This window comes from Agrobacterium tumefaciens (assembly GCF_005221325.1).
Taxonomy (GTDB): domain Bacteria; phylum Pseudomonadota; class Alphaproteobacteria; order Rhizobiales; family Rhizobiaceae; genus Agrobacterium.
In genome coordinates this window covers 2,185,927-2,204,263 of the sequence record NZ_CP039889.1, presented here as the reverse complement: position 1 = coordinate 2,204,263, position 18,337 = coordinate 2,185,927, and the positions used below count along the sequence as shown (strand labels likewise).

Genomic DNA, 18,337 nt, shown 5'->3' with positions numbered 1-18,337 from the left:
AGCGATTTGGGGGGAATGCGATGACACAGCTCGACGAGACAAAACTACATTCTTTCATTGGCAAAATGCTGGGCGACCTTGGAGGAGCCTTCAGCGTTCCAACCGTCAGGATCGGCTTGAGACTGGGCCTGTTCGATGCGCTGCATCGCGTTGGACCGGTAACGCCCGCAGGCCTGGCGGCGGCCTCTGGTGGCCTTTCGGAGCGATATGTCAGGGAGTGGGCGCTGGCACAGGCGGCAAACGGCTATATCGACTACGACAGCGGTTCCGAGATGTTCAGCCTCTCACCCGAGCAGGCGATGGTGTTCGTCAACAGGGACAGCCCCGTCTATCTGGAAGGCGCTTTCGATCTGGTGGCCGCGATGATCGAGGGAGAGCCGAAGGTTGAGCACAGTTTTCGGACCGGTGGCGGGGTGCGGTGGGGAGACACCGCAGGTTGCCTGTTCTGCGCAACGGGCGCGTTCTTTCGTCCGGGATATGTGAACAATATCGTGCAATCTTGGCTGCCTGCCCTTCAGGGCGTTGAGGAAAAACTGGAGACCGGGGCCAAGGTGGCCGATGTGGGATGTGGCGTTGGCTTCTCGACAATTCTTATGGCCGAGGCATACCGCAACGCCAGATTCATCGGCTACGACTTCCACGAGCCCTCCATAGAAGAGGCAAACAGGCATGCCAAAAGCCATGGGGTGGACGACCGGGTGAAGTTCGTGGCGGCGACGGCCAAAGACATCAAGGATACGGATTTCGATCTCATCACCAGTTACGACTGTCTGCACGATATGGGCGATCCGCGCGGGTGCGCGGGGCACATGTCCCGCATTCTCAAGAAGGACGGCACCTGGATGATCGTCGAGCCCATCGCGGGCGATCGCCCGGCGGACAATATGAACCCTGTCGGCCGCCTCTACTACAATGCGTCAACCATGATCTGCGTGCCGACGTCGCTTGACCAGGAGGTTGGGGAAGGATTGGGGGCGCAGGCCGGCGAAGCGAAGCTTTCCGAGGTCATTCGCTCGGGTGGTTTTACCCACGTCAGGCGAGCCTTTACGGGGCCTTTCAACATGGTGCTGGAGGCGCGGGCTTAAGAGGTTCCGCAGGCGGGAACCGTGCGGTATCTGCCTTGAGCCCGGCCTCAGCCGCCTTGCCGGGAGCGCCGGGGAAGACGTCGTCCCGACGCGAATCGATCGCGGCCAACGCTTCGATTGCGACCTCCAATGGCTGCACCTTGGGACTAGGCCACCGTAGAGCGTGGCAGGATTGAGATCGGAGAGAGGTGCGCCGGTCATCAGACGCTCTACGAGGTCGGGATTGGCGATAAAGGGATGGCCGAAGGCGATCAGGTCGGCCTTGCCTTCTTTCTTACGGCTGTGCGTGCAGGGCACGCCTTGAGGAACGCGTTTTCTTCTGAGGTGCCATTCGGGACTGGAGGCGCTGAGCGGCCCAGCAATTCACAACATGGCTAGGTGTTGACATCGACCACAGTGCGGCCCTGAACCTTGCCTTCGAGGACACGCTTCGCGACGTCCGGCACTTCGGCCAGACCAATCACCCTGGTCGTCCGAGCAAGCTTCTTGAGATCAAGATCGCGCGCCAGGCGTGACCAGGCCTCAATGCGAACCACCTGCGGTGCATTGACGGAATCGATGCCGGCAAGCGTGACGTTGCGCAGGATGAAGGGTAGTACCGTTACAGGAAGATCGACACCCTGAGCAAGGCCGCAGGCGGTGACCACGCCGCGATACTGGGTCTGCGCCAACACGTTCGCGAGCGTATGGCTGCCGACGGAATCGACCGCGCCAGCCCAACGCTCGGTCGTGATGGGCTGACCCGGTTCAGAAAGCGTACGGCGATCAATAATCTCCGCCGCTCCGAGCTCGCGCAGATAATCGGACTCTTCAAGACGCCCCGTAGACGCGACGACACGATAACCAAGTTCGGACAGAAGAGCGATTGCAACGGATCCGACGCCGCCATTGGCGCCGGTGACAAGGATATCGCCCCGGTCGGGCGTGATACCGCCATGCTCGAGTGCCAGGACACTCAGCATGGCCGTGTAGCCTGCCGTACCGATGGCCATGGCGTCCTGTGTCGAAAGGGGTTCGGGGATTTTTACCAGCCAGTCGCCGCTTATACGTGCTTTTTGGGCATAGCCGCCATGATGCGTCTGGCTGAGACCCCAGCTGTTGGCGACAACCCGATCACCAACCTCAATGCCGGGGTAAGACGAGGCTTCGACAACGCCGGACAAATCCACGCCGGGGATCAGCGGGAATTTCTGAATGATCCCCCTGTTGCCCGCCAAGGCAAGCCCGTCCTTGTAGTTCACGGTCGAGTAGTCAACGGCGATCGTGACGTCGCCGGGCATGAGGTCTTTCTCATTCAATTCGACCAGGTCGGTCGAAAGCGTGTCACCGTCCTTGGTGGCCAGAAGTGCTTTGAAGCTCATGGGCTTTTCCTCCGATATTCGATTACTGACTGCGTCGAGCCGGATCAGCCGGCCGACCGATACCGCTCGGCCGCATTCGCCTGTCTGACGTTGGGAAGCATGGCCTGCCGCGCCGCCTGATAGGCGTCCCACTGTCCGGCATCGGGAAGCGGCGGAATGGTGACGAGTTCGCGGCGATCGAAGCCGACCAGTGCTGCATCGACAAGCTCGTCGACCTCCATAACCCCGGTCATCGTATTCACATCGACACCCGAATGCTCCCATATCTCGGTGCGTGTTGCCGAAGGAAGTACTGCCTGAACGTAGACACCCCTTGGACCAAGCTCCAGGCTAAGCCCTTGGGACAGAAATGTGACGAATGCTTTGGTGGCGCCATATACCGACAGGCCAAACTCCGGCGCGAACCCGACAACCGAGGAAATATTGACGATCGCCCCCTCACCCGCCTCGACAAACCGCGGCGCCACAGCCGTGGTGAGCCGAAGGACAGCGGTGGCGTTCAAGGCGACCAGCCTTGAAACGTCCTCGACCTTTTGCTCGACGAAGCTTCCGGGAAGGTTTCCCCCGGCATTGTTGATGAGGACACCAATATGGCGATCGTCGCGCAGCCGGGTCTCGACCGCTACAAGATCATCAAGGTCGGTGAGGTCGGCCTGCAGGATATCGATAGCGACACCCGTTTCATCGCGCAGCCGCGCCGCGACCGCCTCCAGCCGGACCTTGTTGCGAGCGACCAGAACCAGGTTATGGCCGCGACGGGCAAAACGATCCGCATAGGCGGCGCCGATGCCGGTTGACGCTCCGGTGATAAGGACTGCAGGACGCTCGGTCACGATATGGATCTCACTTTCGCTTGGCAATTAATAAACATGATAACTGTCATCATTAATACCCAATATGATAGGCATCATCAAAATGTCAACGCCGTAGCGAATTTTTTTGGAGCGTTAGACGCACGCTGAAAACCGACAGACAATCTCGCCGCGCTAAACAACTGATTGGGTGGGCCGCGGCGTGGAGCGCGATCCTGCGCGCATGCCCGGTCGGCCAGTTCTACGCCAAACCCACACATCGCAGACTGCCGAAGCGTCTCTCGCGACGAGCCCCAACATGAATAGCGCCCGGCATTGCTCTTTTGCACGCCGGAGCCTATATATATGACGGTAATCATGATTGATCGAGAACATGATCGCCATCATGACAACGTGAACGGCGGTCGCGGAGTTATTTGAAATGAAAGTCAGTCGGGAGCAGATGGCGGAAAACCGCCTGCGGATTCTGGATTCGGCCAGCCGGTTATTTCGCGAGAAAGGTTTTGAGGCGGTCACCGTCGCTGAAGTGATGAAGGAGGTCGGCCTCACACATGGCGGCTTTTACGGCCACTTTAAATCCAAGGACGAACTGGTCGCCCAGTCGCTCGCCCATAGCCTCGCAATAGACCCGGACAGCAAATTCAACCTCGATAGCTTTATCGACAGCTATCTGTCGCCCCGTCATCGCAATAACCCCGCCACGGGCTGTCCGACTGCCAGCCTGGTTGCGGACACGCGCCATCAGAGCCCGGCAGCACGGGCGGCGATGACAGAAGGATTCCAGGCGCAGGTTGACCGGATCAGCAAAGCCTGCACGGGAAGAACCGCGGCCGACAAACGCCGCGCAGCCATAGGAAGTTGGGCCGCCATGGTCGGCGCGGTGATCCTCGCCCGCGCGCTTGATGATCCTGCGCTTTCTGACGAAGTGCTCGAGCAGACACATGCCTGGATCGATTCCGCCGCCGGCCAGAAACCCACTGCACGGTAGGTCCGCGCCGCGAAAGGGAGCATGGGGCAAAAGCTAGGCCGCTGGCCTGCCACAAGGATTGTCGAATGTCCGTCCCAATGCCTCCAAGCCCGCAATGCCCCGATTACCGGCAACAATAAGGATATTCGGTGCAATCGGCAGAGCCCCACGAAGTTCTTCGAAGCGGGAAAGGCCTATATCGATGTCATTGATGACGTGGGGCGACCAGTAATCGCAGACGATCGATGCGGCTAGAGATATTTCATAGGTGGTTATCGAGCCGCGTCACCCGCAGAAATCTGCGCAACTGGTTGGAGCAGGCCTTTTCATTTGCCATGTTCGAAGATCAGCAAGGTCGATGTTGCCGTCGCACATAACCGGCCCGCCCCATCATGAAGCGTGGCCTCAGCGAACGCGACGCGCCTGCCCATCGACGTAACGCGCCCGACGGCACGCACCGTACCGCTGTCAGTGCTCAAACCGCGAAGATACGAAATCTTCAATTCAAGCGTCGTATAACCCTGCTCCGCGGTTAGCTTTGAATGAACAGCAACCCCGCAGGCGCTGTCCAGCAGGGTGGCAGCATAGCCACCATGGACAGATCCAATCGGATTATAGACGCTATCATCCGGCGCGCCCTCGAAAACAGCATGACCGCGCTCAACCTCGACCAGGGAAAAATCAAGCTTTCTGCCGATAGGAGGCTGATGCCCTTCCCTCAGCATCGCCTGAAGTTGTTGAAGTCCGTCTGCGGGAGAAGGGATAATCGCATCCATTTGATTCACCATGGCTCTTTGAAGGGACGCACCTCTGCGAGGAACGACCACGCATCGCGTGGCTGGTGCGCCAGATGGAAGACCTCGGCCGCAATCGAGGCCGGGGAAATGAAGAAATCATCGGGGGCATCGGGCAGACGCTCGCGCTGCCAGGGCACGTCGATCACCGCGTCGATGATGAGATACGCGACATGAACGCCTTTGGGGCCAAGCTCGCGCGCGAGCGATTCTGTCAGGATGCGCTGCGCGGCCTTGGTCGGCGCGAACCCCGCAAAATTGGGTTTGCCCCGCAAGGCGGCGGTGTTTCCCGTCACGATCAAGGCGCCCTCACCAGCCTCGATCATCGCCGGCGCCGTCAATCTGGCCAGATGCAGCAGCGCCGTAACATTGGTCGCAAGATTGCGATCCAGCACCACAGGGTCGATGTCCATGAAACTGCCGAACGCCCCGCCGACTGCATTGTGAACTACGATCTTTGGCGATCCGACGCCGGCAATGGCGCGCTCGAGCGCAGCAGGGTCGGAAACATCGCAGGCTATCGCTATCGACTCCGGGATTTCGCTTTCCAACACGGCAAGCCGCGTCACGTCGCGCGCAATCATGGCGACACGATAGCCGCCTGCTGAAAAACGCCGCACCACTGCGGCTCTCGTTCCCGGCCCGACACCCGTGACGAGCGCAAGCGGTTTCGTCGCTGACGTGCTCATAGGGCTCTCTCCTCCCCGAACGATGCTGTCAGGCCCCGTGGGGCGGTCATCGGACGGCATTCGCGTTGAAGCGGTCTACGAGAGTTCGGACATCGTCATCCGCGCCCTCCAGAGCGCGCAGCCGCGCGCACTCACTCGGAACGACCCTGCCAGTTTCCGAATCGACCAGCGCAAGGCTGAGCGCATGTCCGGTTTTATCGTCGATCGTTTCGATCGCTGGAGCGCCTAGTCCTGTGGCATCCCATCGATCACCCCATTCCCGCAGAGCCAATATAACCTTCGACAGATCAAGTCCCTTAGCCGTCAGCCGATATTCGTCCCGAGGCGGGCGATCCTGGTATCGCACTCGCGCAACAAGACCGTGATCGATCATGTGCTTGAGACGCGCTGTCAACGTGGCGGTCGGTATGCCGACCTCGCCACAAAGCTCATCAAACCGGCTAAGGCCAAGCGACAGGTCCCTGATCAGCAGCAACGTCCAGCGATCTCCGACCAGGTTCAAGGCGCCAGCGACCGAGCAGCGCGTTCCCGCGAACGATTTAGGCCTCATATGCCCTCGGCATTTCGTTGACTTCAATAATTAAAGTAACGTAGATGCGCTTCCATCGCAACCGTTGTGACACTGGTGCCCGGCCGCCATCGCTCGGCAAGCAAAAGATCGATGCGCACGTATGGCACACCGCGTCGATCCCTTAACTTTTGGCCCTTGACCGAACATTTATTCTCGTACTGATGCTACTGGCGGTACGTCGCTTGCCTTTTTAGCAGCAATGCCCCGCGCGTACGCAAAGCCTTCAGGGCCTCATCAACGTTTTGTCCAGGTGCTTTCTATAAAGCGAACCGCGTCTCCGACGGTGCGAATAGTCTCGCTGGCACTATCCGGAATCTCAATTCCGAATTCCCCTTCGAACGCGATGACCATCTCCATCATCTCCAGTGAGTCGGCGCCAAGGTCGTCCGAGAAGCTGGCATCCTCCGAGATTTTATCAATCTCGACGCCGAGTTGCTCGGCAACGATCTTATACAGGCGACTTGTGATCTCACTCATGAAAATTCCTTGCAATCTGGTAGCTCATCATCCAGCGCTTAAATTGGCAACCATGCCATCAATCAGCAAGACGCTTGGCATTTTTTTGTTGCTGCAATTCGTGGGAGTTCACCCGAATGGCGACACCTCGGTTTTTTATGTGGTAGCAGCTTGAACGCTGTCGCAGGCCGCCTGTCACACGCGAAAAGACAAATGCTGGCTGCCCCCACTAAGTCCCTGCGAAACCTCCGCTAGACCCTTTAACCCCATACCGGACGCATAAAGGACCTCTCGTAGCTGACGATGCTACGATTGCGCTTGTCCAATTCATAGGCTGCGATGCACTCGGGGTCAGACGCCATCCTGATCCGATAGTCCTCGTAGGCCGCAAGACTTGGGAAGCTGAACAGAGCCAGCGCAATATTGCTGGCACCCTCGCTCGGCAGAAAATACCCATGATGCGTCCCGCCCATACGATTGACGATCGGGATCCACAGCCGCGCATAATCCTCGAACGCGGAAAGCTTGTGCGGGTCAATGGTGTATCTGAGGTAACAGGTAATCAATCAAGAAACTCCTTCGATATATATTCGCGTCAGGCATGCGCCTCTCTGCTTTTGGGCCCGTCGCCGGCTAAGAGCAAGCCGGAAATCGAGTTGCCGATTGTTCGGTCCAGCGCTGTCTTGACAGGACATGCAGAGGGCGTTGCGCAAGATAGCATTGACCTGACCCAGTTCGCGGTTCTCCGGCTACAGAGCCTGATCCCCTGCATCCATCGCTGCGTCACGAATACGGGATAATATTTGTTTTTCGACCCTCGGCTGCTCCGAACTCAGCCTGTATGAGGCGGCCGATCTGGCAGAGCGCCATGGCATCGCAAGCGTGGAACTGCGCGGTCGGCGACCTGGTAAACATTCTTCTCTGCCATGCCATGTCCTCGTTCTGATCCGCTCTTTAACCGGGCTATCGCCCCGCGTGGTCGTTGCCACCGTGCGCGGCGATGAACATGGCAACGGCTGAGCGGCAATAGGATTCGATTTCGTTGTCGTCCGCGGCTCTCGCCTCATCGAAACGTGCGATAATCAGGAGATCCGATCCCTTGAAAAGCGCGCCAAACAAACGGGCGGATCGGAGGGGATCCGGTACGTTCAGAACCGCTTTGGCGTGCAACTGACGCAACAGGGCTTCGATTTGGGCGATCACATGGGCGGGACCGGCTTCGTAAAAGAGCTTGCTTAACGACCTTTGGTTCGTCTTGTCGGCCATGACCATAGCTTCGACACTGCGGACATCCGGGCTCAGCAACGTGCGCAGCAGCGATGATCCCGCCGCCATGAGTCGCTCTTCGGCCGAACCGCCGACGCCATCAGAAAGGGCCAGTGGTGCAAACTGATGGCAGCGGGCCGCCATGGCAGCGCTGAACAGCGCCTCCTTGTTCTCGAAGTGCTTGTAGATGCTGAGCTTGGATATCTTCGCCCGCTGGGCGACCTTATCCAATGTCGTCGCTTGAAAACCCAATTCCACAAAGAGTTCGTATGCGGCGTCGACAATCGTTTGGCCAAGCGCTTCGTTGACGGGCCGGCCGCGCCGGGCCTGGCTGTTTTTTTCGGTCACAGTTATTACGGTCCTTGACAGTATCCTAATTACTGAATAACGATACCACATAGTTTCCAAAATGTGCAAGCCATTGAATAGGTTTCAACCATGTTCTCCAAATTCCGGCCGCCCGGCGGTATCGAATGCGGCAACATCCGGTCGGCCAACACAGTGATGGGCGACTTTCTCGCCGATGCCGAAGCTCTGCTCGCTGCCCGTCTCGCGCGCATATCGCTGGACGATATTGCGCCGACCAAAACACAAGGTGACTTCCATGCAACGACGAGCCCTGCTGAAGTTGGCCGCGCTTTCCACCATCGGCCTCGCCGGCGCCCAGGCCGCCGCCAGCGCCGGCCTATCCCCCTCCACCCACAACAAGGAACCCATCACCATGAATGACGTCATCATCATCGGCGGCAGCTTTGCCGGTCTCGCCGCCGCCCTGCAGCTCGGCCGTGCCCGCCGCAAGGTCACCGTTCTCGATACCGGCCTGCCGCGCAACCGCTTCGCCGGCCACTCGCATGGCCTGCTCGGCCACGATCATAAGCCGCCGCTGAACATCCTGGCCGAAGCGCGCCAGCAGCTGGCGCGTTATCCCACGATCAAGCTGGTCAATGCCCGGGCCGACAGCATCTCCGGCACCATCGACGATTTCTCCGTCCTCACCGGCGATGGCGAAAGCCTTGGCGCGCGCCGCCTGATCCTGAGCTATGGCGTTACCGACCAGATGCCTGCTGTTTCGGGTTTTGCCGAAAGCTGGGGCACGTCCATCGTACCCTGCCCCTATTGCGATGGCTTTGAAGTCGCCGGGCAGCATTGGGGCCTCGTCTGGTCCGGCCCGCAGTCGCACACTTATGTCAGGCTGTACCACGACTGGACCGACACGTTGACGGTCTTCGCCGATGGCCACGACATCGCACCCGATATCCGGGCCGATCTGGCACGCCGCAACATACCTGTCGTTGATGGCCGGATCACTGAAATCGTCCGTCACGGGGGCCATAACGCCACCGTCAAGCTCGATACCGCCCCCAATGTCGCAGTCGATATCCTGTTCGCGCATCCGCGCAACAAGCCATCCGCAGTCCTGCATGAATCCCTGGGCCTCGCCACCGTCAATACACCCCTCGGCATCGCCCTCAAGGTCGATGAGCGCCGCGAAACCAGCATACCCGGCATCTACGCCGCCGGCGATCTTGCCAACCCAGCGATGGCGTCGGTCACAACGGCAATATCGCACGGCGCGACGGCGGGTATCTCCGCCCAGCAGTCGATGCTGGTTTGAGGACCATCCGCCGGCCACGAAACCCTTCCTTGCCGAACTTGGCCGCCGTGGTCGTCACCTCCTCCCGCCCTGGCCCCGCGTTCTTGCGGTTGGATGAGCAGGACGGACATGCGGGATCGGAATATCCGACCCCGACATCTGCGTGCGTGATCCGTACCTCAATTGGTCGGGATATGCCCGACCTCAGATCGCCGCGCTGACGGCCTTCTCCAGGTAGATTTCGCGCAACCGGCGGCTGACGGGACCGATCGTTCCGTTGCCGATGACATGACCGTCGATCGACAGGACCGCGGTAACAAAGGACGTCGCCGAGGTAATGAATGTCTCTTTCGCCTCGAGCGCCTCGGCAATCGTGAACGAACGCTCCTCCAGGGTGTAGCCCTCTTCCGCCGCAAAACGCAGCACTGCGGCGCGGGTAATCCCGTGCAGGATATCGCTGGAGAGCCGGCGGGTAACGATCTTGCCCTCGGAGGTGACGATATAGGCGTTTGCCGATGAAGCTTCCGTCACATATCCGTCCTGCACCAGCCAGGCGTCGTCTGCGCCAGCTTCGCTCGCCGCATTCTTGGCCATGGTCGGATAGAGCAGCTGTACGGTCTTGATGTCGCGGCGGCCCCAGCGGATATCCGGCAGCGAGATGACCTTTAGTCCACGCTTGGCAAGCGGGCTCTCGATGACAGGCCGTGCCTGGGTGAACAGGACGACCACCGGCGGCGTATCCCTGGGCGGAAAGTTGAAATCGCGATCCGCGTTGCCGCGCGATATCTGCATGTAGATCAGGCCTTCATCGACCTGGTTTTCGATGACCAGCTTACGGTGGATCGCCAGCAGCTCTTCGTTGCTCATGGGCGTCGGGATATCGAGTTCTTTAAGCGATCGCTGCAGCCGCACCATGTGCCCTTCGAAATCGACGAGCTTTCCGCCGATCACGCAGGTAACCTCGTAGATGGCATCTGCAAACAGGTAGCCACGATCGAAGATCGAAACCTTGCCTTCGGATTCCGGGCAATAGCGTCCATCGACATAGACGATACGTTCAGGTGAAGTCATGTTCATTCAATTCCCTAGAAAATTCGTGGTTGATCGTTCGGGATGACGCACAAGCGTCAATATCCCCGAACCAGATCGACGGTGGGTGGAAGTTCGCCGGTGTCGCGGTAGTTCCGGATGTTGGTGGCAACGATCGCGGCCGCCGTTTCCCGGTCTGTGGGAGCGGAGATATGGGGCAACACAGTGACACACGGATGATCCCAGTACGCAGCCTGTGCCGGCAGGGGCTCGACATCGAAGACATCGAGTACTGCATGTTTCAGCTTTCCGGCGTCCAGTGCGTTCAGCAGATCGTCTGCGACCACGATGGGGCCGCGGGCGAAATTGATCAGCGAGGCATTCTTCGGCAGCTGTGAAAGCCGTTCGGCATTCAGCAGCCCCCTGGTGTCTTCCGTCAACGGCAGAAGGCAGACGAGTATTTCCGATCGGCTTAGAACCTCGTTCAGGCCACTTTCGCCGTCAAAGGTCTCGACACCTTCCAAGGTTTTGGCCGACCGGCTCCAGCCGATAACGTTGAAACCCGCTTGCGTCAGACGATCCGCTGATGCGGCGCCCAGTGCGCCGAGGCCGAGAAGGCCTATCGTGACCTGCTGCGGCCGCCTGTAGGCGAGCTGCTGCCATACATGCTGTCGCTGAAGCCGGGCATAGGCAGGCATGTCGCGAAACAGGTAGTAGGTCCAGGCGAGCACCGCTTCCGCCATGGTGCTGCTAAGCTGCGGATCGACCAGCCGCACGATCGGCACACGGCTTTCCCCGAGCTCGGCGACCATGCGTTCGACACCGGCCCACACGCTGTGTATCCATTTCAGGCGTGGCAGCAGAGCTATATCGGCCGGTGCCGGATTGGCGACGATAGCGATGTCGATCCCGGATCGAGATCGCTCATCGATCTGCCGGAACGGGACGATCGTCTCGCCCGGCATAGTCTCCGATAAGGCCTTCAGCCAGAGCTGTTCTGCCTCATCGGGCATTCGCGTTACAAGCGCAATCATGGTGCGACCCTCGCTCTCCCGGTTAGTGCGCGAAAACGCTGTCGAAATCCTTGAAACCCTTGACTTCGATCGGATTGCCGCTCGGATCGAAGAAGAACATCGTGCGCTGTTCGCCCGGCTCGCCTTCGAAGCGCACCACGGGAGGGATATCGAATGCAATTTTCGCATCCTCAAGCCGCTTGGCGAGAGCCAACCACGCATCCAGTTCGAGAACGACCCCGAGATGCGGCATCATCACCATGTGATTGCCGACCTTGCCGGTCCGCGTCGTTTCGAATGGCTTGCCGAGATGCATGGAAATCTGATGCCCGAAGAAATCGAAATCGACCCAGGTGTCGGTACTGCGTCCCTCCTTGCAGCCGAGAACACCGCCGTAAAAGCGGCGGGTTTCATCGAGATCGGTGACATGATAGGCGAGATGGAAAAGTGAGCGCATGGATGTTTCCTTTATTTGTATGGTTGATTGCGTGGTTTACGATGCAGTTGACTGGTAATTGCGCGTCGCCGCCTGAAGGAAGGCAATGATCAGCGGATGAGGTGCGCCCGAGCGCGAAGAGAGTTCCGGATGGCCCTGCATGCCCATGAAAAAGACATGCCCAGGCACTTCGATCGCATCGACAACGGCACCGGACAGGCCTCGCGCGGACACCCGCAGGCCATTGGTCTCCAGGTCCGGAACAATCGTTGGGTTCAGTCTGAACCGATGATTGCAGCGCACCGGCGCGACGGATGAGATGACTTCGGACAAATATGTATTGGCCATCGTCTCCATGGTCTGATCGCCGGTGCGATGCGAAGGCAAGCTCATGCCGCTCGCATCCGTTTCGCCTGCCATGGCGACAAACGTCTTTATGGCGACGTCGGGATCGGCCTCGGCCAGATTGGCATTGCGCCGGCCGAAGGTCTTCCATGCCACCGCCGTTGCCATTGTTTGCATGCCGAGGCAAAGACCCACCGTCGGCAGCGCGTTTTCGAGAGCAAACGCCGCGACTGCCGTCTGTCCGGGCACATTCTTCATGTCGGCACCGCCGGGCAGCAGAACACCGGAAAGGTCCCGCAAGGTTTCCGGGTCGTCGCTCCGGGCGAATTCCACCGGGTCGATGAAGCGTATGTCGATCGCCAGGGAAAGTGCGTCGGCCGCGTCGGCCAGGCAGGCAAGCACTGCCGGATAGACATCGTGGTGATCGGTTTCCGCACCAACAATACCGATCGTCAGATCCGTCGGCGGCTTACCGGAAGACTTAATCAGCGTGATGCGGCCGAACCGGTCACGCCAAGCCAGGACGGATTGCGTCGAAACATCCCGGAATGTGTCCCCATCATCGACGACCGTAATGGTTTCCACGTCAATTCCCCGAGCTTTCGCGCCGGAGGACAGGGCCGCAACGATATTCTGCTCCACAAGAAATACGGGATGGATCGGTACGACGATATCGGCGGAACGGGCCGCATCGAGGATCGCGTCGGAGGTGGCCTCGGGCGAAACGGGCTTTCCCGACAGTCTTTCGAACCAGCAGAGGCCGCTCGCCGCAAGCCCACCGCTTGCGACCACATGCTGTATGGCATCCGCATGGCGTATCGTATCGAACCGGGCGGAGACATGCATGAAGCCGCTTCCCCTGGCCGCTGCGACCGCTGCCGCGGCCGCTCCGTAAAGTGCGGGGACTTCGGTATCGTGATAAACGAGGATCAGGCTCATCATCAGCTCCGTTCGATCCGATCGTCTTACACGATCAGGAGATCGCGATCGATCGTTCCCAGAGCGCGATAGCCCGTTTCCGTGATGACGATCGTTTCGCTGACACCGACCGTGAAGCGACCGTAAATGCGCAGCGCCGGCGGCAGGTGGAAGGTCATGCCGGGCTGAAGTTCCGCCGTCACGCCTGCATTCAGGCTGAGGATGGCGCCCTCGCCCCAGTCGGGCGCGAAGGAAATGCCGACGCTGTAACCCAGCCGCTTCTTGAAATTCTCGGTATAACCGGCGCGATCGATGACCTTCTGGCAGGCGATATGCGGCACTTCGCAGGCCACGCCCGGACGGATCGTGTCAAGCGAGACCTGAAGCGCCTCCTGGCAGACCTTCATCATGTCCGCTGCTTCCTTCGGCGGCTCGCCGATCCAGGCGGAACGCATCAGCGCCGCGTGGTATCGGTCATGGCACGCGGCCATTTCCAGGAACGCCGGATCACCCGCATTGATCTGGCGGCGGCGCCAGGTGCCATGCGGCACGCCGGTGCGCGGACCGACCGAGACGAGCGGCTCCATGCCGAGATATTCCGAGCCCGCAGCGATTGCCGAGCCCATCATTGCGGCCACGAGATCATTCTCCGTCGCCCCGATGCGGACGGCAGAAAGACCGGCGCGCATGCCTTCATCGACATAGGATGCGGCGCGCTCGAGCTTCTCTACCTCGAGCGGCGACTTGATCGCACGCTGCTTCTCGATGACGCCCGCACCATCGCCGATCGTGCCCAGCCGCGCCTGCAGCGCCTCATAGACCGCAATCGGCAGGAACCATCCCCGCTTGTCGATGGCAATACGCTTGGAAGCCAGGCCGCGGCTCTCGATCAGCTTTACCAGAAGGCCGAGCGGGTCCTCTCCATCCTGATAAACGACGGCATCGGAGATGAACGTATTGGCGATGAAATTGAAATATTCAAGCTGGCGGATCAGGAAGACGGGATCGCCATCAGCCGGCAATATCAGCGCCTGGAACGTGTAATAGCCGGGGGTCTGCTGGCCGGTGAGATAAAAGATGTTCTCAGGCCCGGTCACGACCATCGCATCGATGCCCGCTGCCGAAAGCGCTTCGCGGGCAGACGCCTGCCGACGGGCATATTCCTCCCGCGGGAATGCCGATTCCTGTCCCTGAACGATATCGCTGGGTATGCTCATAATCCAAACTCCTTGACGAGATGCGCCTTCGACGCATCGAATTTCAAACCCAACCCGCTTGTGGCTGGTCCCTCGACGTCGCCGTTTGCATAAACGAGACCGGCTGCGGCATCGTTCTCCAGCCCGTCGGCACCATAAAGTTCGGCAAAGCGGGGCTGCACCGCGCAGCTGAGATGAAGTGCGGCTGCCGTTGCGACCGCGCCTTCGTTCATCTGGCCCACCATGAACGGAATGCCCGCATCCGAAAGGCGCTTGGCAGCCGCAAGGCTTGCGGTGAGACCGCCGAGTTTCACAAGCTTCAGGTGCCCCCACAGCCGGCCGCCGGCAACGATGATCGCATCGATGTCGGATGGGGTGGCGACGCTTTCGTCGAGCATCAACGGCAGCGGGCTTTTCTCGGCCAGCCGGTTCAGCATGTCCCAGTCACCTGGCGCCACCGGCTGCTCGACATACGTCAGCCCGAAACGGGCAAGTGTTTTCAGGTTCTCTTCCGCTTCCGCCTCGCCCCATGAGCCGTTGGCATCGATCGCCAGTTTGACGCCGTCGCCGAAACGCTGCCGCAGAGCTGCCAGGCGCGCAAGATCATCGGCAAAATCACCGCCGCCGACGCGCACTTTCAGGTCGTGAAAACCTCTGTTCACGTAAGCTTCGGCCTGCATGAGAAACTGCTCGGCCGAAGATATGAAAAGCGTCTGATTGGTGGCATAGCGGACCGGCTGACCAGCCTCGCCGCCGAGTATCGCACTGACGGGAACATTGCTCTCGCGCGCCATCAGGTCATGGAGAGCCATGTCGATCAGCATGCGCACCGGCGCGATGACATCCGTCCGTTTCGAAAGGACAGCCTGGATTATCGACGACCCGACCGACCAGTTGATATCCTCCAGAACGGCCAGAGCCTGCTCAAGGCACATCTCCGGGCTGAGGCCGTTCAGATAGGCGATATTGATGCGGACTTCACCGATACCGACATGTTCGCCGCGCTCCAGCCTCAGATAAAGTGTGTCCAGACCGCCCACCGGTCCCGACGACGCGGTATGGAGAAGCAGGCCGCCGCCATATTGCAACATGGCTCTGTAGAGAGTGGCTCTCATTGGTTCGGCTGCAGCATTTTTCTGGCGACGTCGCGATAGATGACGCTGCAGGTGACGAATTCGTCCAACGGCACGAACTCGTCAGGCTTGTGCGCCACCGAAAGACTGCCCGGACCGATCACCGTGCCCTGAGCGCCGAGCGAGCGGAAATGCACCAGGTCACAGCCACCCTGGAAGCCGAAGGGACCGGGATCGGTAGTTCCATTTTCCCTGCATGCCTCAAGGCTCGCGACGACGATCGGCTGGTCACCGGCCGTTTCCGTCGCGCTTCCGGTCGTCGCCTTGTAGTCTACGATCTCGGCCTTGACGCCAAAGCGATCGTAGGCGTCCTTGAGAAGACCGGCAAACTCCTGCTTCACCGCATCCTCGTTTTCGCCAGGCACCATGCGGCGGTCGAGGAGAATTTCGCATGAGCCCGGCAAGACGTTGTCGGCATGGCCGCCGGAGATGCGGGTCACGGTCAGGCTCGCCTCGCCGACAAGCGGGCGCGTGCGGGTGCGGACGACCTCGTTGTGATAGGCCTCCACCAGTGTCAGCAACTGGCCTGCACGGTAGATGGCATTGTCGCCGAGGTGAGGCGTGCCGGAATGCGCCACGACGCCATGGACACGCACGACCGGTCGCAGACTGCCCTTGTGGGCGGAATAGGTGGTGTTGGACGTCGGCTCCCCAACCACGGCGAAATCGATTTTCGGACGGGTCGAAGCATAATATTTGGCACCTTCGCTGGCGATTTCCTCGTCGCCGACAAACACACCGAGAAGCGTGCCTGACCATGCCGTGCGATCGGCGACCAGCATGCGCATGGCCTCGATCATCGCGATCAGCGGACCCTTGCAATCGCAGGCACCACGGCCGAACAGCTTGCCATCCGTTTCGCGCAGCGTGAAGGCGTCGGAGGTCCAGCCTTCGCCGGCAGGCACGGTATCCATATGGGTGTTGAAGGCAAAGACGGGGCCCGGACCATTTTCCAGCCTCGCTTCGACGTTGAAGCGGCCCGGCTTGTACTCGGTCACCGACACGGCGAAGCCTTCGGCCTTCAGAAGCCGCTCGACATAAGCCGCGACCGCAGCTTCGCCACCTGGCGGATTTTCGCTGGGAATGGCGATGATTTCGGCAAGCTCACGCTTCATGCGTGCGATGTCTGGCATATTTGTCATAATGGCATTTCACCTAGTGCAGGATTTGGTCGAGGAAGTGTGTCGCCCGCTCATTGACGGCTCCACCGAAGAAGGCGTCACGCGGGGCATTCTCGATCACTTCGCCGTTCTCCATGAAGACGATCTGATCGGCCGCGCGTTTGGCGAAGCCCATTTCGTGGGTCACGACGATGCTGGTCATGCCTTCACTGCTGAGGTCGGTCATGACATCCAGCACTTCACGGATCATCTCCGGGTCCAGCGCGGACGTCGGCTCGTCGTAGAGCATCAGCTTTGGCTTCATGGCGAGGGCGCGGGCGATCGCGATACGCTGCTGCTGGCCGCCGGACAGTTCGTCGGGAAAGAAGTCGGCACGCTCGGGTATACGGACCTTGCGCAACAGGTCCATGGCAATATCGTGGGCATCGCTACGGCTCATGCCGAGCACTTTCATCGGTGCCAGCATGATGTTTTCGATCGCCGTCAGGTGCTGGAACAGCTCGAAGTTCTGGAAGACCATGCCGATCTCACGGCGGATTTCCGGAGCGCGCCTGATCTCACCCGCAATGTCACGGCCCTCGAAAAAGATGTTACCGTCATCGGCGGGTTCCAGCAGGTTGATGCAGCGCAGCAGGGTGGACTTGCCGGACCCCGACGGACCGATGATGACCATGGTTTCGCGGCTGCGCACATTCAGGCTGCAGGCCTTCAGGATCTGAAGATCGCCGAAGCTTTTGTTGATCCCCATGATCTCGAGAACTGGCTTGTCTTCGGAAGGTCTCATGATTGTCTCCTTCAGCTGGATTAGCTTTTTGCAGTAAGCCTGGTGAGACGCGCAGTCAGCGAAACGGGTCGGCGTCTTTCACGGGTCCGCTTGCGGTCCAGCGAGCGTTCGAGGAGATATTGCAAGACCATGAAGATGGTCGTCAGCAGCAGGTAATAGATGCCGGCAGCCGTCAGAGCCTCGAAATATTTGAAATTGGAACTCGCCGTCTGGTTGGCGACCAGCAACAGTTCCTCGACGGCGACGACCGATACAAGCGCACTTGTTTTCAGCATGCCGATCATCTGGTTACCCGTTGGCGGCAGAACGATGCGGGCGGCTTGCGGAATGACGATATGGCGCATCACGGCGAAACGGCTCATACCAAGCGCAAGGCCCGCCGTACGCTGTCCCTTCTTAACCGCCTGAAGGCCGGAGCGAATGATCTCTGCCATGTAGGCCCCTTCATTCAGCGACAGGGCGATCACCGCGCTGACGAAGGCCGACAACATGATGCCGAAGGTTGGCAGGACATTGTAGATGAAGATGATCTGGAACAGGACCGGCGTGCCGCGGAACAGCCAGAGATAGATGAGCGTGACGACCTGCAATACCTTGATGCCGGATTCCTGCAGCAAGGCCACGAGCAGACCCGCCACCATGCCGAAGAACAACGACACCACGGTGATGAGAAGCGTCAGAAGAGCGCCGTGAAAGAAAGCGGGCGAGAAGACGTAGCCGAAGACCAGATCAAGTGACATCCCGCTCTCCTTTTCCTGTGGTTTCGA

Annotated in this window: 21 protein-coding genes and 1 pseudogene; 3 read left to right on the top strand and 19 right to left on the bottom strand. The window is 59.8% G+C overall.

The genetic code is table 11. The features are described from left to right. The first annotated feature begins 20 nt into the window (after positions 1-20). Entirely contained in the window at positions 21-1,085 is a 1,065-nt protein-coding gene (locus CFBP5499_RS25090) for a class I SAM-dependent methyltransferase (RefSeq protein WP_080827631.1), read from the top strand. 150 nt (positions 1,086-1,235) lie between these two features. Here the strand turns inward: CFBP5499_RS25090 and CFBP5499_RS30575 are convergent. The 3 genes and pseudogenes from CFBP5499_RS30575 to CFBP5499_RS25075 form a co-directional block, all read right to left on the bottom strand. Beyond that, positions 1,236-1,364: pseudogene (locus tag CFBP5499_RS30575) on the bottom strand (alkene reductase); the annotation flags it as partial. 95 nt (positions 1,365-1,459) lie between these two features. Beyond that, positions 1,460-2,446 (bottom strand): MDR family oxidoreductase, encoded by a 987-nt coding sequence (locus CFBP5499_RS25080; RefSeq protein WP_080827632.1) that lies wholly within the window; start codon positions 2,444-2,446, stop codon positions 1,460-1,462. A gap of 44 nt (positions 2,447-2,490) precedes the next feature. Then, positions 2,491-3,279 carry an SDR family NAD(P)-dependent oxidoreductase gene (locus CFBP5499_RS25075; protein WP_080830081.1) on the bottom strand — a complete coding sequence of 263 codons (789 nt, stop codon included), beginning with the start codon at positions 3,277-3,279 and terminating at the stop codon, positions 2,491-2,493. 400 nt (positions 3,280-3,679) lie between these two features. Here CFBP5499_RS25075 and CFBP5499_RS25070 point away from each other — a divergent pair, with 400 nt between their 5' ends. After that, on the top strand, positions 3,680-4,246 hold the full coding sequence (locus tag CFBP5499_RS25070; protein ID WP_080827633.1) for a TetR/AcrR family transcriptional regulator: 567 nt from the start codon (positions 3,680-3,682) through the stop codon (positions 4,244-4,246). Positions 4,247-4,551: 305 nt separating this feature from the next. Here CFBP5499_RS25070 and CFBP5499_RS25065 read toward each other — a convergent pair whose 3' ends face one another. The 7 genes from CFBP5499_RS25065 to CFBP5499_RS30180 all read right to left on the bottom strand — a co-directional run bounded on the left by CFBP5499_RS25065 (position 4,552) and on the right by CFBP5499_RS30180 (position 8,607). Beyond that, on the bottom strand, positions 4,552-5,001 hold the full coding sequence (locus CFBP5499_RS25065) for a PaaI family thioesterase (RefSeq protein ID WP_080830082.1): 450 nt from the start codon (positions 4,999-5,001) through the stop codon (positions 4,552-4,554). 5 nt (positions 5,002-5,006) lie between these two features. Continuing rightward, positions 5,007-5,708: an SDR family NAD(P)-dependent oxidoreductase gene (locus tag CFBP5499_RS25060; protein ID WP_080827634.1), complete on the bottom strand. Its 702-nt coding sequence runs from the start codon at positions 5,706-5,708 to the stop codon at positions 5,007-5,009. A 46-nt stretch (positions 5,709-5,754) separates the two neighbouring features. Continuing rightward, positions 5,755-6,258: a winged helix-turn-helix transcriptional regulator gene (locus CFBP5499_RS25055; RefSeq protein ID WP_080827635.1), complete on the bottom strand. Its 504-nt coding sequence runs from the start codon at positions 6,256-6,258 to the stop codon at positions 5,755-5,757. A 255-nt stretch (positions 6,259-6,513) separates the two neighbouring features. After that, a complete protein-coding gene (locus tag CFBP5499_RS25050; protein ID WP_080827636.1) occupies positions 6,514-6,756 on the bottom strand; it encodes an acyl carrier protein in 243 nt (80 codons plus the stop codon). 239 nt (positions 6,757-6,995) lie between these two features. Next, entirely contained in the window at positions 6,996-7,301 is a 306-nt protein-coding gene (locus CFBP5499_RS25045; RefSeq protein WP_080827637.1) for an NIPSNAP family protein, read from the bottom strand. 397 nt (positions 7,302-7,698) lie between these two features. Beyond that, a complete protein-coding gene (locus tag CFBP5499_RS25035) occupies positions 7,699-8,400 on the bottom strand; it encodes a TetR/AcrR family transcriptional regulator (protein WP_080827638.1) in 702 nt (233 codons plus the stop codon). A 33-nt stretch (positions 8,401-8,433) separates the two neighbouring features. After that, on the bottom strand, positions 8,434-8,607 hold the full coding sequence (locus CFBP5499_RS30180; protein WP_175416890.1) for a hypothetical protein: 174 nt from the start codon (positions 8,605-8,607) through the stop codon (positions 8,434-8,436). A 115-nt stretch (positions 8,608-8,722) separates the two neighbouring features. Between CFBP5499_RS30180 and CFBP5499_RS25030 the strand changes: the two genes are divergently transcribed. Then, entirely contained in the window at positions 8,723-9,616 is an 894-nt protein-coding gene (locus tag CFBP5499_RS25030; RefSeq protein ID WP_080830083.1) for an NAD(P)/FAD-dependent oxidoreductase, read from the top strand. 183 nt (positions 9,617-9,799) lie between these two features. On the opposite strand, the gene CFBP5499_RS25020 is transcribed toward CFBP5499_RS25030, so the two are convergent. The 9 genes from CFBP5499_RS25020 to CFBP5499_RS24980 are packed head-to-tail and all read right to left on the bottom strand — an operon-like array spanning position 9,800 to position 18,310. Continuing rightward, complete coding sequence (locus CFBP5499_RS25020) at positions 9,800-10,672, bottom strand: D-amino-acid transaminase (protein WP_080827640.1); 873 nt, start codon at positions 10,670-10,672, stop codon at positions 9,800-9,802. Between the two features lie 50 nt (positions 10,673-10,722). Next, positions 10,723-11,658 carry a 2-hydroxyacid dehydrogenase gene (locus tag CFBP5499_RS25015; RefSeq protein ID WP_080827641.1) on the bottom strand — a complete coding sequence of 312 codons (936 nt, stop codon included), beginning with the start codon at positions 11,656-11,658 and terminating at the stop codon, positions 10,723-10,725. A 22-nt stretch (positions 11,659-11,680) separates the two neighbouring features. Then, positions 11,681-12,094, bottom strand: coding sequence for a VOC family protein (locus CFBP5499_RS25010; RefSeq protein ID WP_080827642.1), 414 nt, complete (start codon positions 12,092-12,094; stop codon positions 11,681-11,683). Positions 12,095-12,130: 36 nt separating this feature from the next. Continuing rightward, positions 12,131-13,357 carry a glutamine amidotransferase-related protein gene (locus tag CFBP5499_RS25005; protein WP_080827643.1) on the bottom strand — a complete coding sequence of 409 codons (1,227 nt, stop codon included), beginning with the start codon at positions 13,355-13,357 and terminating at the stop codon, positions 12,131-12,133. Positions 13,358-13,383: 26 nt separating this feature from the next. Next, positions 13,384-14,553 carry a M24 family metallopeptidase gene (locus tag CFBP5499_RS25000; RefSeq protein ID WP_080827644.1) on the bottom strand — a complete coding sequence of 390 codons (1,170 nt, stop codon included), beginning with the start codon at positions 14,551-14,553 and terminating at the stop codon, positions 13,384-13,386. Next, the gene (locus CFBP5499_RS24995; protein WP_080827645.1) at positions 14,550-15,647 is read right to left on the bottom strand and encodes a mandelate racemase/muconate lactonizing enzyme family protein; all 1,098 of its coding nucleotides are present in this window, start codon (positions 15,645-15,647) and stop codon (positions 14,550-14,552) included. The genes CFBP5499_RS25000 and CFBP5499_RS24995 overlap by 4 nt, the downstream gene beginning before the upstream one ends. Beyond that, on the bottom strand, positions 15,644-16,807 hold the full coding sequence (locus CFBP5499_RS24990; RefSeq protein ID WP_080827646.1) for a M20 family metallopeptidase: 1,164 nt from the start codon (positions 16,805-16,807) through the stop codon (positions 15,644-15,646). Before CFBP5499_RS24990 ends, CFBP5499_RS24995 begins: the two co-directional genes overlap by 4 nt. Positions 16,808-16,820: 13 nt before the next feature. After that, positions 16,821-17,570 (bottom strand): amino acid ABC transporter ATP-binding protein, encoded by a 750-nt coding sequence (locus tag CFBP5499_RS24985; protein WP_173988285.1) that lies wholly within the window; start codon positions 17,568-17,570, stop codon positions 16,821-16,823. 20 nt (positions 17,571-17,590) lie between these two features. Continuing rightward, a complete protein-coding gene (locus CFBP5499_RS24980) occupies positions 17,591-18,310 on the bottom strand; it encodes an amino acid ABC transporter permease (RefSeq protein WP_080827648.1) in 720 nt (239 codons plus the stop codon). Positions 18,311-18,337: the final 27 nt, after the last annotated feature.

What these genes read in the sequence shown, in the direction of transcription:
- CFBP5499_RS24985 (WP_173988285.1), bottom strand. Translation starts at nt 17,570, where the DNA reads ATGAGACCTTCCGAAGACAAGCCAGTTCTCGAGATCATGGGGATCAAC.
- CFBP5499_RS25035 (WP_080827638.1), bottom strand. Translation starts at nt 8,400, where the DNA reads ATGTGGTATCGTTATTCAGTAATTAGGATACTGTCAAGGACCGTAATA.
- CFBP5499_RS25000 (WP_080827644.1), bottom strand. Translation starts at nt 14,553, where the DNA reads ATGAGCATACCCAGCGATATCGTTCAGGGACAGGAATCGGCATTCCCG.
- CFBP5499_RS24995 (WP_080827645.1), bottom strand. Translation starts at nt 15,647, where the DNA reads ATGAGAGCCACTCTCTACAGAGCCATGTTGCAATATGGCGGCGGCCTG.
- CFBP5499_RS25010 (WP_080827642.1), bottom strand. Translation starts at nt 12,094, where the DNA reads ATGCGCTCACTTTTCCATCTCGCCTATCATGTCACCGATCTCGATGAA.
- CFBP5499_RS25050 (WP_080827636.1), bottom strand. Translation starts at nt 6,756, where the DNA reads ATGAGTGAGATCACAAGTCGCCTGTATAAGATCGTTGCCGAGCAACTC.
- CFBP5499_RS25070 (WP_080827633.1), top strand. Translation starts at nt 3,680, where the DNA reads ATGAAAGTCAGTCGGGAGCAGATGGCGGAAAACCGCCTGCGGATTCTG.
- CFBP5499_RS25005 (WP_080827643.1), bottom strand. Translation starts at nt 13,357, where the DNA reads ATGAGCCTGATCCTCGTTTATCACGATACCGAAGTCCCCGCACTTTAC.
- CFBP5499_RS24990 (WP_080827646.1), bottom strand. Translation starts at nt 16,807, where the DNA reads ATGACAAATATGCCAGACATCGCACGCATGAAGCGTGAGCTTGCCGAA.
- CFBP5499_RS24980 (WP_080827648.1), bottom strand. Translation starts at nt 18,310, where the DNA reads ATGTCACTTGATCTGGTCTTCGGCTACGTCTTCTCGCCCGCTTTCTTT.
- CFBP5499_RS25020 (WP_080827640.1), bottom strand. Translation starts at nt 10,672, where the DNA reads ATGAACATGACTTCACCTGAACGTATCGTCTATGTCGATGGACGCTAT.
- CFBP5499_RS25055 (WP_080827635.1), bottom strand. Translation starts at nt 6,258, where the DNA reads ATGAGGCCTAAATCGTTCGCGGGAACGCGCTGCTCGGTCGCTGGCGCC.
- CFBP5499_RS25015 (WP_080827641.1), bottom strand. Translation starts at nt 11,658, where the DNA reads ATGATTGCGCTTGTAACGCGAATGCCCGATGAGGCAGAACAGCTCTGG.
- CFBP5499_RS30180 (WP_175416890.1), bottom strand. Translation starts at nt 8,607, where the DNA reads ATGGAAGTCACCTTGTGTTTTGGTCGGCGCAATATCGTCCAGCGATAT.
- CFBP5499_RS25065 (WP_080830082.1), bottom strand. Translation starts at nt 5,001, where the DNA reads ATGGATGCGATTATCCCTTCTCCCGCAGACGGACTTCAACAACTTCAG.
- CFBP5499_RS25060 (WP_080827634.1), bottom strand. Translation starts at nt 5,708, where the DNA reads ATGAGCACGTCAGCGACGAAACCGCTTGCGCTCGTCACGGGTGTCGGG.
- CFBP5499_RS25080 (WP_080827632.1), bottom strand. Translation starts at nt 2,446, where the DNA reads ATGAGCTTCAAAGCACTTCTGGCCACCAAGGACGGTGACACGCTTTCG.
- CFBP5499_RS25090 (WP_080827631.1), top strand. Translation starts at nt 21, where the DNA reads ATGACACAGCTCGACGAGACAAAACTACATTCTTTCATTGGCAAAATG.
- CFBP5499_RS25030 (WP_080830083.1), top strand. Translation starts at nt 8,723, where the DNA reads ATGAATGACGTCATCATCATCGGCGGCAGCTTTGCCGGTCTCGCCGCC.